This window comes from Leptolyngbya sp. 7M, from assembly GCF_018128485.1.
The window spans coordinates 4,872,666-4,886,533 of sequence record NZ_CP070897.1 but is presented as its reverse complement, the minus strand read 5'-3'; the positions used below and the strand labels follow the sequence as shown (position 1 = coordinate 4,886,533).

16 protein-coding genes and 1 pseudogene are annotated in these 13,868 nt (G+C 48.8%); 9 read left to right on the top strand and 8 right to left on the bottom strand.

From position 1 onward, the window contains the following. The first annotated feature begins 1 nt into the window (after position 1). Positions 2–1,816, top strand: a complete 1,815-nt coding sequence (locus tag JVX88_RS25250; protein WP_211621350.1) for an ABC transporter ATP-binding protein — start codon at positions 2–4, stop codon at positions 1,814–1,816. A 268-nt stretch (positions 1,817–2,084) separates the two neighbouring features. On the opposite strand, the gene JVX88_RS25245 is transcribed toward JVX88_RS25250, so the two are convergent. After that, positions 2,085–2,753: a GNAT family N-acetyltransferase gene (locus JVX88_RS25245; RefSeq protein WP_211621348.1), complete on the bottom strand. Its 669-nt coding sequence runs from the start codon at positions 2,751–2,753 to the stop codon at positions 2,085–2,087. 159 nt (positions 2,754–2,912) lie between these two features. On the opposite strand from JVX88_RS25245, the gene JVX88_RS25240 reads away from it, so the two are divergent. After that, positions 2,913–3,650 (top strand): M20 family metallopeptidase, encoded by a 738-nt coding sequence (locus tag JVX88_RS25240; RefSeq protein ID WP_211621347.1) that lies wholly within the window; start codon positions 2,913–2,915, stop codon positions 3,648–3,650. A 63-nt stretch (positions 3,651–3,713) separates the two neighbouring features. On the opposite strand, the pseudogene JVX88_RS44400 reads toward JVX88_RS25240, so the two are convergent. Next, positions 3,714–3,923: pseudogene (locus tag JVX88_RS44400) on the bottom strand (hypothetical protein); the annotation flags it as partial. Here JVX88_RS44400 and JVX88_RS41045 point away from each other — a divergent pair. Then, a complete protein-coding gene (locus JVX88_RS41045; protein ID WP_211629104.1) occupies positions 3,841–4,065 on the top strand; it encodes a hypothetical protein in 225 nt (74 codons plus the stop codon). The pseudogene JVX88_RS44400 and the gene JVX88_RS41045 sit on opposite strands and share 83 nt — an antisense overlap. Positions 4,066–4,082: 17 nt before the next feature. Here the strand turns inward: JVX88_RS41045 and JVX88_RS25230 are convergent, their stop codons facing one another. Beyond that, complete coding sequence (locus tag JVX88_RS25230; protein ID WP_211621345.1) at positions 4,083–5,321, bottom strand: ABC transporter permease; 1,239 nt, start codon at positions 5,319–5,321, stop codon at positions 4,083–4,085. Between the two features lie 36 nt (positions 5,322–5,357). Here JVX88_RS25230 and JVX88_RS25225 point away from each other — a divergent pair, with 36 nt between their 5' ends. The 3 genes from JVX88_RS25225 (at position 5,358) to JVX88_RS25215 (ending at position 9,119) form a co-directional block, all read left to right on the top strand. Next, positions 5,358–5,570: a hypothetical protein gene (locus tag JVX88_RS25225; protein WP_211621343.1), complete on the top strand. Its 213-nt coding sequence runs from the start codon at positions 5,358–5,360 to the stop codon at positions 5,568–5,570. 393 nt (positions 5,571–5,963) lie between these two features. Further along, positions 5,964–7,034 (top strand): putative bifunctional diguanylate cyclase/phosphodiesterase, encoded by a 1,071-nt coding sequence (locus tag JVX88_RS25220; protein WP_211621341.1) that lies wholly within the window; start codon positions 5,964–5,966, stop codon positions 7,032–7,034. Positions 7,035–7,235: 201 nt separating this feature from the next. Further along, positions 7,236–9,119 (top strand): DUF1156 domain-containing protein, encoded by a 1,884-nt coding sequence (locus tag JVX88_RS25215; RefSeq protein WP_211621339.1) that lies wholly within the window; start codon positions 7,236–7,238, stop codon positions 9,117–9,119. 83 nt (positions 9,120–9,202) lie between these two features. On the opposite strand, the gene JVX88_RS25210 is transcribed toward JVX88_RS25215, so the two are convergent. The 3 genes from JVX88_RS25210 to JVX88_RS25200 are packed head-to-tail and all read right to left on the bottom strand — an operon-like array spanning position 9,203 to position 10,143. Continuing rightward, positions 9,203–9,568 carry a hypothetical protein gene (locus JVX88_RS25210; RefSeq protein WP_211621337.1) on the bottom strand — a complete coding sequence of 122 codons (366 nt, stop codon included), beginning with the start codon at positions 9,566–9,568 and terminating at the stop codon, positions 9,203–9,205. Then, positions 9,568–9,903: a DUF5674 family protein gene (locus tag JVX88_RS25205; RefSeq protein ID WP_211621334.1), complete on the bottom strand. Its 336-nt coding sequence runs from the start codon at positions 9,901–9,903 to the stop codon at positions 9,568–9,570. The genes JVX88_RS25210 and JVX88_RS25205 overlap by 1 nt, the downstream gene beginning before the upstream one ends. Before the next feature lie 21 nt (positions 9,904–9,924). Further along, the gene (locus tag JVX88_RS25200) at positions 9,925–10,143 is read right to left on the bottom strand and encodes a hypothetical protein (RefSeq protein ID WP_211621332.1); all 219 of its coding nucleotides are present in this window, start codon (positions 10,141–10,143) and stop codon (positions 9,925–9,927) included. Between the two features lie 78 nt (positions 10,144–10,221). Between JVX88_RS25200 and JVX88_RS41040 the strand changes: the two genes are divergently transcribed. The 3 genes from JVX88_RS41040 to JVX88_RS44395 all read left to right on the top strand — a co-directional run bounded on the left by JVX88_RS41040 (position 10,222) and on the right by JVX88_RS44395 (position 10,921). After that, a complete protein-coding gene (locus JVX88_RS41040) occupies positions 10,222–10,350 on the top strand; it encodes a hypothetical protein (protein ID WP_263975242.1) in 129 nt (42 codons plus the stop codon). Next, entirely contained in the window at positions 10,351–10,557 is a 207-nt protein-coding gene (locus tag JVX88_RS25195) for a hypothetical protein (protein WP_211621330.1), read from the top strand. A 169-nt stretch (positions 10,558–10,726) separates the two neighbouring features. Next, positions 10,727–10,921: an Arc family DNA-binding protein gene (locus JVX88_RS44395; RefSeq protein WP_225931719.1), complete on the top strand. Its 195-nt coding sequence runs from the start codon at positions 10,727–10,729 to the stop codon at positions 10,919–10,921. On the opposite strand, the gene JVX88_RS25185 is transcribed toward JVX88_RS44395, so the two are convergent. Together JVX88_RS25185 and hpf are read right to left on the bottom strand one after the other, a co-directional pair. Further along, a complete protein-coding gene (locus tag JVX88_RS25185; RefSeq protein ID WP_211621326.1) occupies positions 10,853–12,808 on the bottom strand; it encodes an NACHT domain-containing protein in 1,956 nt (651 codons plus the stop codon). The two genes, JVX88_RS44395 and JVX88_RS25185, sit on opposite strands and share 69 nt — an antisense overlap. A gap of 225 nt (positions 12,809–13,033) precedes the next feature. Beyond that, on the bottom strand, positions 13,034–13,681 hold the full coding sequence (gene hpf, locus JVX88_RS25180) for a ribosome hibernation-promoting factor, HPF/YfiA family (protein WP_035997412.1): 648 nt from the start codon (positions 13,679–13,681) through the stop codon (positions 13,034–13,036). Positions 13,682–13,868 lie beyond the last annotated feature (187 nt).

Here is a 13,868-nt window from a genome sequence, read left to right as displayed (position 1 = left end):
GATGCTTAGATTAAAGCCTAAAGTCGAAAGAGCGCTAAATCTGATCGGCCACTATGGAGCTGTTTTTCTTCATTCTTTGTCGTTCTTATGGGAATCGGCAGCAAAAGAAACTTTCTTTCTTATAGTTGCTCTGTTGGTACAAGGATGTATCCCAGCAATAACTGTCTGGCTATCTAAGCAAGTAGTTGATACTGTAGCAATTGCACTGAATTCAGGAAATACAGCAGGTTCTCACTTTTTAACTACACTAGTTCTGCTGTGGGTTGGGGCTATCTTAGTAGATAGTCTTTTGGCTCCCTGGATCAAAGCTACTCAAAGTAATCTTAACGAAAAGCTAACTGCTCATCTCAATGTTCTCCTAATGCGTAAGGCAGGAAGCTTTCCGGATTTAAGCCAGTTTGAAGACCCTCAATTTTATGATGAATTGAAGCTGATTCAAGAGCAAGCTAGCTTTCAACCTTTTAACTTACTCACTTCTCTATCCGCCGTGGGACGTCAACTTTTCACTGTGATTCCCTTATTAGCATTATTAGTGCCTATAGGCTTCTGGATTCCAATCTTGTTGTTAGTAACGACTCTACCTCAGGCGCTAGCTACTCTTCGTATGGAAGAGAAAGCACTAGAAATTGCTCTTGGGAGAAGCATGCAGTCTAGATGGATGCAGTATTGCACATCCGTAATGCTCACTGACACTTATGCAAAGGAAGTTCGCCTATTTCATCTACAACCTTTTTTTATAGAGCGGTACCAAAAAGTTTTTCAAGAATTACACAAAACCTTGCGACGCTTTCGCAACAGAGAGACTTTCTTATCTACTGGTTTAGCTTTGCTGGATGTTGTAGGAATTACTTTTACATTTTATTGGGTAGTTCAACAAGCATTTCGGGGAAATCTTAGCCTAGGTAGTATTTTGCTGGTTGTACAGGCATTGGCTTTTATCCAACAATCTATTCCTCAGCTTGTCAACTATACTGGACATTGTTATCAAAGTCTACTTTATTTAGAACGTCTTCTGAATTTTCTCGAAAAAAAACCAGAGTTGATAAACCATTATCCTACTGTATCTACACCAAAACCTATTCAATCAGGAATTACGTTCAATGAGGTATTCTTCTATTATTCAGATGGGCGTCCTGCTTTGAAAAATATTTCTTTCTCTTTACGTCCTGGAGAGACGGTAGCACTGGTTGGGGAAAATGGAGCTGGTAAAAGCACGATAGTAAAACTGCTTACGCGACTATATGATCCGACAGCGGGGGTAATTAAGGTTGATGATAGGGATCTTAAAAGCTTAGATCTAGAATCGTGGCGACAACAAATCGCCGTAGTATTTCAAGATTTTGGACATTATTCCCTTACATTACATGAAAACATTGCGCTAGGTAATCTTAATCTGTTGGATCAGCTTGAGCCAATTAAAGAAGCAGGACGAAAAGCTGGCTTAACAGAATTAGCTGATAGTTTGCCAAACGGATATCACACCCTTTTAAGTAAACAGTTTGGTGGTACAGAGCTTTCGGGCGGACAGTGGCAAAAAATAGCACTTGCGCGCTCTTTTACGCGAGGAGATTCTGAGCTACTGATCCTGGATGAACCTACTGCCGCTCTTGATCCTCGAAGTGAGTTTGAAATCTATCAGAAGTTTGTAGAATTAGCTCAGAATAAAATTACGCTTATTATTACTCATCGTCTTGCCTCAGTGAGTATGGCAGATCGGATTCTAGTTCTAAAAAATGGTCAAATTGTTGAAGAAGGAACTCACCAGAGTCTTCTAAGCAATCCCATAGAAAACATGCTCCTGGCTTCTGACTCCTGACTCCTCAATCAATTTCACTCCTCATCTAGGACAGCTATATAACGCGATGTGCAACTTACTTAAAACCCCGATCGGTGCTGCATCGCCCTCATCCCCTGCCCTTCTCCCAACCTTGGAGAAGGGGGTAAGAATTTGCTCAAACTCCCTCCTCTCCTAGCTTTGGGAGAGGAGGGCTGGGGAGGTGAGGGCAAATATAGTTGCACATGGCGTATTTCTAGTTCAATCACTAACAGCCAATAGAAGCAAACGATTTGTTTTCTACAAGATTTTAAGTGTCGTCTGGTGTGTAGCACCCGATCGGTTGATCCTTCACATTGGAGGGGCTGTAGCACAGTACCACCAACGCTGGATTTTGCTCTAGTCCTAGTTCTCGTTTTAGGTAAGCCGTCAGCGAACGCGGATTGATCACCATAAACTGAAAGCGCCGGTAGAACGGAATCAGCTTGGGGCAGCAAGCTAGGTAGAGCGGTTGAGTTTCCATGCGCGTCATTGCGGCAATCAGCAGGGTTCCCACACCGTGATGGCGATATTCTGGTGCTACAACCACATCACACAGCATCGCGTAGGAGTTGTAGCCAGTCCGTCTAGCGCAGGCAATCAACTGCTGGTTCTGTTCGATCACCCAATAATTTTGCCAATCTGCAAACAGCCAGGAATTCAGCCAGCCGACCAGCATCACCGTGCCCAAACCCAGCGTCCCATACAGCAGAAGCTGGATCCCGCCCACCGCTATTAGCCCGTGCAGTATCAAGGCCAGTACCAAACCCAAACCCAAATAGTGCCCCAATTGCCAGCCGCGAGCTAGGTTGGCCGCTTGGTCGTCGTAGCTACGCAGCAACACGCGGATTTGTCGTCGATCACGGGGTAACGCCGGACGAAAATGGTGCTGCCAAAACGCCTCTGGTTTTGCTAGCCGTGGGACAGTGTGATTAGTCATGGAGTTGAATCGTATATCACATCATCCGATCAGGAGCGATTCGGGCAGACAATCCGCTACCTTAGGTAAAGAAGCACTTTAAGTTATAGGACTGTTTGATTCGACTGAGTTTGATGTTTCAAACACCTGTCCTTACCCTTTCTATAGCGACTGATCATCATGGTTTCAACGTCTCTGGCGCCGTTCTCAATTGACCATTCCCGCATTCGAGCAGAGATCCAGGCGCTGCAATCGCAGTTAGTGGAGTGGCGACGCTATCTGCATCAACGTCCAGAATTGGGATTTCAGGAGCATCTGACGGCTGAATTTGTAGCGCACAAACTGCAAGCGTGGGGCATCAAACATCAAACCGGCATTGCCGGCACAGGCGTTGTTGCTGTGATTGCAGGTAAGCAGCCCGGTCCGGTTTTGGCTATTCGGGCCGATATGGATGCGCTGCCGATCCAGGAAGCGAACCCAGTCCCTTACCGTTCCCTGCACGAGGGGCGGATGCATGCCTGTGGTCACGATGGACACACCACGATTGCGCTGGGGACCGCTTACTACTTGGCTCACCATCCCGACTGTTTTAGCGGCACGGTAAAAATTATCTTTCAACCCGCAGAGGAAGGGCCGGGCGGCGCTAAACCAATGATCGAGGCGGAGGTGCTACACCATCCAGAGGTAGACGCGATTATTGGCCTGCATCTGTGGAACAACTTGCCGTTGGGTACGGTTGGTATCCGAGACGGGGCGCTAATGGCAGCAGTCGAAGTTTTTGATCTGGTAATACAGGGCAGAGGCGGCCACGGAGCGATGCCGCACCAGACCATAGATGTGATTGTCATCGGTGCGCAGGTGGACTTCTGTTTCGGCGCGTTCGATCTCGGGAAGGGTACCGCTCAGCTGAATGTTTGAGGTCTGTTTTCCCTTGGCAGAAACTATCGTGCGATTGCCGAAAAATCCGCTTGAGACATTGAGAAAAGGTACAGCGGTATCAACGTCGGGAAGGGAACGTAGAGCAATGGCATCATCATATGTAAGCGGAGGCCGCATCCTTTCCTCGCTCGAGGGACGCCCGAATCTTATGCCGATATCCATCTTATAAATGAATATCGACCGCGTGCCGAATGATTTGACCTGTTCCTCGACGGCCATTCCAATACCGGAAATGATCGATGAGATGAGCATTACGGTGATAACGCCGACCACCACACCGATCACCGTTAGGAAAGAGCGCAGTTTATGGCTTCGGAGCGTGTCGAAAGCCATCTTTAGATTCTCAAGAAATCTCGCTGTTGCAACCTTCATCAGTTACCAATATAAAAATTAGGCCTCTATGCGGACCGATCAATCTGCTCGTAAGGCCTCTATAGGATCGAGCCTTGCTGCTTTCCATGCAGGGAAAAGACCCGCGAGAATCCCTACGCCCGCGGAAACTCCGATCGCAATTACTGCTGCCCACCACGGGATGCGCGTCGGAAAGACCATTGCCGTTATGATCTGGCCAATGATCAAAGCGAGTATCAGGCCGATGATCCCACCTATAGCAGCAAGCATCCCTGATTCAAAGAGGAATTGCCTTAGTATGTCTGTTTGCTTCGCTCCAATAGATTTTCGAATACCGATCTCTTTCGTCCGTTCTGTAACCGCGACAAGCATTATGTTCATAATGACGATCGCTCCAACAACAAGTGCTATGGCTGGGACAAATAGGATCACCACAGAGATCGTACCGAATAGACTTTCGCGAAGGCCGCTGATGGCATCCGGTGTAACAATGCCGAAATTGTCTTTTTCACCGGGTGGAAGCTTTCGTTTTATCCGCATCAGCATTCGGACCTCTTCGACTGCATCGGCCATTTTCACGCCGTCGCGAGCGGTAACAACAAAAACCGGTGCACGATTCCAGCGTAAGCCCCCGAAGTTAGCGGCGAACGTTTTAATAGGTATCTGAACGAAGTTGTCCTGCGGAATTCCAAAAACCGTGCCTTTTACGGCAGCGATACCAATGATGCGGTAAGGTATTCCGGACATCGAGATCTCTCCGCCAAGCGCGTTCCCGGCCGGAAAGAGCTTTGAAGCAATGTCCGCACCTATGTAAGCAACGCGCATTGAATTGTTATTCTCTGCTTCCGTAAAATATCGGCCGTAGGCAACATCTACGTTCTCTATCTCGCCAATGATCGGTTCGACGCCGGTTATCGAGACATCTTCGAGCGATTCGCTCCCAACGCGGATGCTGCGGGTCGTGTTCCCGGCACGAGCTCCGATTTTATCGATCAAGAATGCTCGCTCCTTTATAAAATCCAGTTCGTCAAAGCTTAATTCTTTATTTCGTCGTTGAGCCGCGGCGATTGTGTCGGTGTCTTTGAAGTCTTCGAACGGGTTGAAGCGTTGAACCGTGAATGAATTTGAGCCAATGCCTGCGATCTTTTCATCAACGTAGCCGTTAAAACCCTGCAACAACGACAATACCACCATAAACGCCGTCATTCCTATGATCATTCCAAGCAACGTAAGGAATGACCGGAGCTTATGGGCCATTATCGAGGCAAAGGCTAATTTCAGGGTTTCGGCAATGTTCATTCGAATCCTAAAGTTCTCGTATATGATACGTGATAGGTGGCAAAAAAGTTAGATGTCAGCTCAATTGGTCTTGTTCGTCGCGATCTTATAAAGACTCGTCATATTCCAGTCATCTTACTGACCGCTAAAGTTCAAATGTCCGACCAGCGTCGATTTGCCGAATTAGGGGTGAAAGCAATGATTGCTAAACCCTTTAAACCCGCCAAATTGGCCCACCAACTTCTAGAAGTCTTAGGCTGGAATTCCTAGTGCTGACGCTTCTAACCTTCCACAAATTGTTAAATCTTTAGCTGTATTTTTTAGCTTTTAGCTTTACTATGCTACTTTCGCCTGTTTGCCCGACTTTTTCACCATTTCAATCTATGATTGCTGATGGTTGCTTGAGTTCTATCTGGCTGTTTGATTTTTCCATCGCTGTTTGAACGACTGACCTGTGTCAGAAAAGACAGACCGCTACCTGGACTCCCAACGGCTATTTGAACTTCATGAGGCTGAAAGAGCGCTCTCAGCAGGACAGCGCATTGATTAGGGTTAGAAAAATCGGGTAGGGCACTTACAATTAACAAGCTGCTTCACTAGAGTGGGTCACTCAGCCATCGACCCTGATTTCTCTGACTGTAGGTCAGTAGTAGTGCATTAGGCATGACGACGAACAAGCTTTTTACTCATAACACACTGGGTTCCTGCTATGGCGTTTCACCCACTGAAAGAACCCTCGATATCAGCCATGAGTTGCGCACTCCTCTAACGGTAATTCAGGGCGCTCTCGATCTATTAGATAGTGGCAGATTGGGCGTACTGTCGGCTAAAGGCCAGCGGATGGTCAAAATAGCGGCCAATAATGTGGAGCGATTGATGCGGTTGACTACGGCCATCGAGCAGGAATCGGAAGGGCTGATTAGCCTGGTATCTGCGGAAGAGTTGGCCCGACTGCGGATGGAGCGAGATTTGCAGCTTGCCCTCCCGTATCAACAACTGCGATTGCAATATCAGCCAATTGTCACCCTAGATAATGGCACAATTACAGGCTTTGAGGTGCTCTCGCGCTGGCATCACCCAACCCTAGGCACCATTTCCCCGATCCAATTTATTCCTATTGCCGAAAAAACCGGATCGATTATCGACATTGGCGCATGGGTGATCCGGGAAGCTTGCCACCAGCTCCAATCTTGGCAACAGCAATTTCCAGACCAGTTCAAACCATTAACAATCAGCGTCAATCTGTCCTGCCAACAAATCGCCTGTGCCAATCTGCCACAACAAATTGAGCAAATTCTGCAAGATACGGGTTTGGCTGCTCAGAGCCTAAAGTTGGAAATTACCGAAAGCTCAATCATGAGCGATACAGAAGTGATTGAACTGGTGCTAAGCCAATTAAAAGTATTGGGCGTTCAGCTTTATATCGACGACTTTGGTACGGGCTATTCGTCGCTGAGCCGTTTGTTGGAATTGCCGCTCGATGTTCTGAAGATTGATCGGTCATTCGTGCAGCAGCTTTCGTGCGAACGGGGCGAATCCCTGGTCAAAGCAATTACCAATTTAGCCCATAGCCTGGGCATTGACGTGATTGCCGAAGGCGTTGAAACCGAGGAACAGGCTCTGAAGCTACAGTCGCTCGGCTGCCAACGAGGCCAAGGGTACTTTTTTGCTAGACCCCTAGATGGCAGCACAGTGCCTGGTTTAATTTGCAATTTACCAGTTCAATTATCTTGAAATTGAGATTGATTTAAGATATTTTGGACGCCATCGAATTTGATACTATTTCAGCTATCATCTTTAGATATTATTAACAGGTATCATTAGTAGGCGCTTAGTATTAGCGCTTAGTATTGGCGTTTAGTATTAGCGTTTTATTACGTTATGTGCAACTATATTTGCCCTCACCTCCCCAGCCCTCCTCTCCCAAAGCTAGGAGTGCAACCGGTCATCCGAAAGGACCGGTTCGAGTTCACGATTCGGCTTGGAAAGCCGCCCGAGGAAGCAAAACTCGGCACATCTGCAGGAAAGCGACAAGGTTTCCGCTGCCTGCTATCCGACGCTCCGATGGGCTACGACTACCTGCGGGCTGAAGGCAAAGCTGGCAGGATGGGACAGAGGCTGATGGCAATCGTTGCCGAGGGCGCTCGCGGACGCGTGTACCTTCCGCCAGTTGAGTCGCATGAGCAAATCGCCCGTTCAGCACGGCCCAACTGGCGACCTGACTGTGAGTTGCCCAAGAAGCACCGCAATTTTCAACCTCCCGTCTATGGCATGAATAATGTCGGCGACATTTTCACTGATCGACAGTTGGTCGCCCTCGACACGCTTTGCGATCTGATCGGCGAGGCGAGAGAACGGATTCGGCAGGATGCTGCCGCCTTGAGCTTCGACGGCAAGGACGTCTCGCTGCACGCGGGTGGGATCGGCTCTCGTGCATATGCAGAGGCTGTCAGCCTCTACTTGGCGTTCGCAGTGGACCGCACCGCAGACTTTTCAAATGCGGTTACGCGGTGGGTCCCGGGAAACCAGAAGGTGATGAATCTATTCGCCAAGCAGGCGATCGGCATGGTCTGGGATTTCCCCGAAGCGAACTTGTTGCTGGACACAGTGGGTGGCTTCGTTACAGTCTGCGAATATCAGTCAGAGTGCTTGACGCTGGTCCCCGCTGAGGGAGTGGGGGCAAGCGTTCAGGCCGATGCACAGTCGCAGCGGTTGTCTGATCAGAAGATCGTTTCGACTGACCCTCCCTACTACGACAACATTGGGTATGCAGATCTCTCCGACTTCTTCTACGTGTGGCTGCGCAGGTCGCTGCGAACGGTCTACCCGGAGCTATTGGCGACTATCGCCGTTCCAAAGGCTGAAGAATTGGTCGCCACTCCAACCCGCCACGGAAGCAGCGATGCTGCAGAGCAGTTTTTTCTGGAGGGCATGACGCGAGCCATGAAAGGGCTGGCGGAGATGGCTAACCCATCCGCGCCGGTTACGATTTATTACGCTTTCAAACAGTCTGAGACCGGTGAAGCCGGTACCAATAGTGCAGGATGGGAGACGTTTCTGGCTGCTGTGCTGCGGGCTGGGTTTTGCATCTCGGGAACCTGGCCGCTTCGAAGCGAGCAGGCAATCCGCCAAGTCGGAATGGGTGCCAACGCACTCGCGTCCTCGATCGTGCTGGTCTGTCGCCCTCGCGGCACCAAAGCAGGCACTGTCTCACGACGCCAGTTTGTTCGGATGCTCAACGAGTCACTCCCGCTCGCGCTGGATGCAATGACGCGAGAGAGTGAAGGCGAGCATTCCCCTGTTGCCCCAGTCGACCTCTCGCAGGCAATCATCGGGCCGGGTATGGCGATCTTTAGCCGGTACGAAGCAGTGCTCGAAGCCGATGGCACGCCGATGTCCGTGAAGACCGCGCTGCAGCTCATCAACCGATTCCTTGCCGAGGATGACTTCGACGCCGACACGCAGTTCTGTTTGCACTGGTTCGATCAGCACGGATGGGAAACCGGGAAGTTTGGAGAGGCCGACACGCTCGCTCGTGCAAAAGGCACGAGCGTCGATGGCGTGAAACAGTCCGGGGTGGTCGAGGCCGGCGGTGGCAACGTCCGCCTGCTCCGCTGGAGAGACTATCCCACCGACTGGGACGCTCGATCCGACAGCCGCCTTCCGGTATGGGAGGCGCTGCATCAACTCATCCGGGCCTACCAGACCGAGGGCGACACAGGCGCGTCCAAAGTTCTGGCCGCGGTCGCTAGCAAGGCCGATCACCAGCCCGCGATTGATCTACGGGTGAGAGAAACACGAAGCGGTAGGTTAGACTGACACAAAATTCTAGGTAGACTCCTTCGAGAGAATGCTGCTTGTTCACCTGTTGTTTCAGAATTGGAGATTTTGGTTTGGAGCGGCTAACTTGCCAGCAATCCAGAAAAAGTAAGCAGACGGTCGCTCCATTCCTTAGCGTGTTTGGCAATTTGTAAGCGATCGTTTGAATTTGACCACAGCGTTGACCAGTGGAGTTTCCATCGACTAAGCTGGCGTTGCAATTCAACTAGTTCAGTCGCTAACTCTAATTTTGTCTCCAGGTTCAGGCTAGGCACTGCCCACTCAATCAAAAATTGACTTTCTCGAATCAACTCTTGGGCAAGCTGCTCTTCCATACCTGTTTGAGCTAAGGCTTTAATTTGAGCCAGATTTGCAGCTAACCGCTCAATCTGAGTTGAAGTGTCGTGTTGCAGATACTGAGCCTTGAGAATATCCAAATTTATTGCCATTACACACCTCCTAAAAGATTCTGAACAATGCGGTTAATCTGTTCACGAACTGCAGAATCTTGGATTTCCATTGAGCGATTGCCAACACTGGGACGAAGGTTGATTAAAGATTCATAACCTACTTTCTGTTGAAGGGGATACCAATCTGCTCCCCAAATATGGGCTTGCTCACTGCCGTCTTCCAGTAAGACCTGTTCACAGTCAGAATGCAATTCCCCTCCTCCTGCTAGAATGCCTCGCTGTATATCTACTGCTAGTTTAATGTAGATCCCCAAAACTTCTAGCATTTGTTGCATCTGCTCTGGTGTCGCTCGTTTGTGAATAATGTGGATCATCAGAGGAATAATCGCAAAGACTCAATTTTCCTCGATTTCATCAATTTTGTGACGATCGATCAAATCTTGATTGTCAGGTTTAGCAAAATGCTCTTCTAATGCAATCTGCACCGTTTCACTAATACTCTGATTCTTGATAGCACTAAGAACCCTCAGAATTTTCTCAATGTCTGAAGTTAGATAGATTCTGAGGCTCTTCTTGTCGGCAGGCATAAGAAGCATAAAGGCATACCTACTCATAATCCCACACAGATTTAGGCACTTGTGCTTAAGTGACTATAGGTATATGATGAGAACGCAGATTTAGGATTTTGCTCTATGATTACCCTCTCTGATGACGAAGTTGTCCTGCTCCGCTCCCTGCTGACTGCTCTCCGGGCGATCAAGGTTCGCGACATCGACAAAGCGTTAGTAATTCTGTCCAAGAGCGACCGAGGAGGAAATTGAATGATTGTGCTCACCGACGAACAGGCGATTGTGGTGCATCGCTTGCTCACCTGCATTCTGCTAAACGAAACCTATCGATTAGCCGACGTAGAAGACGCCTTGCTGTGGCTGTCTCCAGAGAATCGGCAAATTCTCTGTCCTTTTGATTCGTTGTGGTCTAGAAATCTAGCGCAGGAGATTGTCAGAGAGCTGAGAAATTTAAGCTAGCTGCTACGACTGTGAAAGGTATCTGCCTCAGTTTGCGGGTCGTTTGTTCGTTGGCATGGGATTTCATTGGAAAACCGCACTAGAATCTTAATAGCTGATTAGAGTTTGTGAAGCGTGGGGCTGTCAGACAATCTCGCACCATAATGTGGCTAATCGTCCTGATCAGGTTATGAATACTGCTGAAACAATTAATACTCAAATCGCCTTACCGATCGAGCTATACCAAGCGATTGCTCAACGGGCACAGATACACGGACAGTCCGTTAGTAGTGAGATTGTCGCCCTGCTGCTTGCTTCACTCGTTCAAAATTCCGCTGAACTGGCCGAAGAGCCGAATCGTGCCATTGATATCACTCGTTGCTAACTGTTTACCATCAGGACTGAATGCTACAGATAATGCACCTCCTAATGGTTTGGTGAAGGTCGAGCGAGACAAATCGGCTCTGCTAAAGTTAATTTCTTGAAGATGAACGCCCTGAAGATCAGCTTGCCAGATAGTGAGATTGGAAAAATCGGACCCGGTCAAATCAATTTGTAAATAAGTCAAGATATTGAGCAGATTTCCCGCTGCATAGCCTGGTTTAGCCTCCTGATGCAGCAGGGGAATTAATTGGCGCAAATGGTGCTCTAGACGCGGTTTAGTCTGAAAATGATGGTGGAGTAAATCAACCAAGGGTCGCAAAAACCGTTGTGTTTGCATTTCCCGAATGTAGTCTTTGGTTTGAGCTTTGATCAGAGAATGGCTGTGAAATACTTGCAGCGATTGATTAATAATTTCCTGATAGATTTGCCTCACCAACTGCTCGCCCAAATACTCCATCATCAAGGCTGACAACGTGAATAAGGGCGATTGCTTAGCGACTAATGCTGGAAACGCCAGTTCAATCAACGAGCGACGCAGTAGGGAATCTATGGCTTCTAGTAATGCCGATTGTGGAACACTAGAGAGTAAATCAGTTTGTAATTCTGGCAGAGACACTGGCTCGATATGGATTGCTAGCCAATAAATTAACTCTGTCTCTAGTGGAGATAAGCGATTGAACTGTTGATCGAGTAAGTCTCGCACCGCGCCAAACACCAGCGTTCCCTGTAAACACAAGCGAAGATTGCCTGCAAATAAGCGTTGGATTGCAGATACGGCGTATTTGATTACCAAAGGATTGCCCGCACAGCGGCGATGCAACTCTTGCCAATCCTGATCGCTACCAACAAGCGTGCCTTTGATCGCCGGACTGGATTGCATATCAGCGAATCCTAAGCCAGCTAAGGGTAGAATCCGCACGCTTGTTCCTTCAAGCTGAGCTATTTCCCGCGGAGTTTCACGACTTGTGAGCAGTAAGCAGCTTTGATGCAACGTCTCGCTCATGTGCCGCAGCCATTGGCCGTAATTATGGTAGCCATCGCGGTAGTGACCAGCCCCATCAAATCTGGCCCCATCGGGAGCGCTGTCCTGAAATAGATGATCAACGCCATCTAAAACAATAAGACAGCGTTTCTGTTTTAGACAAACCAGCAGTTGCGTGGTGATATCTCTAACTTCGACCGAAGCTGGTTCGATCGCATTAATCAGATCCCTCAGGCAGTCATTGAGTTGGGGCGCATGGGCCAGCGAGCGCCAGAGGATGACCTCAAACCGATCCTGCTGCGTTAGCCGTTGCGTTAGTTTTGCCGCCAAAGCCGTTTTGCCAATTCCTCCCATCCCAACTAGTACCAAGATCCGGCAGTGCTGCTCGATCCAAGCCTGAAGTTGGGTTAACTCTTCCACCCGTCCGTAAAAGAGGGATACATCAATGGGTACATCAATAAATTGATCGAACTGATTGAACCGAGAGCTGGGAAAAGCTGCACCATTGAAATCGGGTTGTTCTGGTTGGATGCAAGGTTTGGATGCGACTGGTGGCAAGATTGCTTGCTGTCGATATTGCCGCTCCACCACGGTCTGGAGGTTGGCTTTCCGTACTTTTTCTTGAAACAACTCAGAGAGCAATCGCCACAGTTTGGGGGCGGCATCAAACTTCAAATAGTTTTCCGAATAGCCGAAGCGCTTGGCGATCTGACGATAGTCTTGCCGCTGAGTTGACCAAGCCGACTGCAAGAGCGCAATTTGCAAGGGGGATAGAGGTTTACCACCATGAGCAGCGAGCAGAGCATCGACAAATTCGGCAAGGCTAACAAGCTCCAGCGGCCCCCAAATTCCTTCGGGCAGCTCTAAGGGGCGATCCCCATTCAACAGAAAGGCATAGGTATACATCGACCGCTAAAGTCCGTATAGGAAGACCTGTGACCCTCGTTAGAAATTGTTACATATTCGCTAGTGCAACTAGCAAGCTGAAGACAAAATCACAGTCAAAAAGAACAAAATGCCCAGCCTGAGCTTGACTGGCAAAAGGCTGAGCAAGGCGAGTATTCAGGAGCACCAAACATTAAGCACCGAATTGTGGCTTAATATGAGTTTCAGTTGGCTCGGACTGGCAACCTAGCGCTGACGAGCTGCTTCGGTGGCCTTAGCCGCATGGGCAATTTCAGCGAACTTGCCGTTGGTGTGGCCATTGCCATTGCGGGGCTGAATAACCCCATAGCCGCCATGATTGCGCTCGTAAATCACGTTAATTTCACCGGTTTCCGCATTGCGGAACATATAGAAATCGTGATCAACCAGTTCTAGCTGCTCTAGCGCCTGCTCAACCGTCATGGGAGGCATAGCAAAATACTTCATCCGCACCACTTGTTCTGGCAGGCTAGGCGAGCGTTGATCGTTGATCAGGGATGGTGCAACGGGCTGTTGACTCAGGGCTTCGACGGTTTTCACCGGAGCATGTTTCTTCTCGTGGCGTTTCTCCTTGTATTTGCGCAGTTGACGGGCAATTTTGTTGGCAACTAAATCAATGCTGGCATAGAGGTTTTCACTGCTTTCTTCAGCTCGCACAACGGTACCGTTGGCATAAATCGTGACCTCAGCCGTTTGTTTGGGATTAATCCGGGGATTACGAGCAACCGACAGGTGTACATCAACTTCCGTCGTTAGGGTTTGATAGTGACTGACCGCCTTTTCAATCTTTTGATGTACATACTCATGAATCGCATCGGTGATCTCAATGTTTTTGCCCTGGATAACAAGCTTCATAAAGCTTCCTCCCTTGTAGAGTTGGGTCATATCTACACCCTAGCACCTTGTATTCTGGACAACAGACTCGTTAAAGATCTTTTGCATCCGTTGATATTTCTTGATTAGAACTCTAATGTCGCTGAAAAAGTTAGGTTATCCCACGCTTGATCCCGCCAATCCAGCGTCAGTCCTGTCTTCTAGGTTA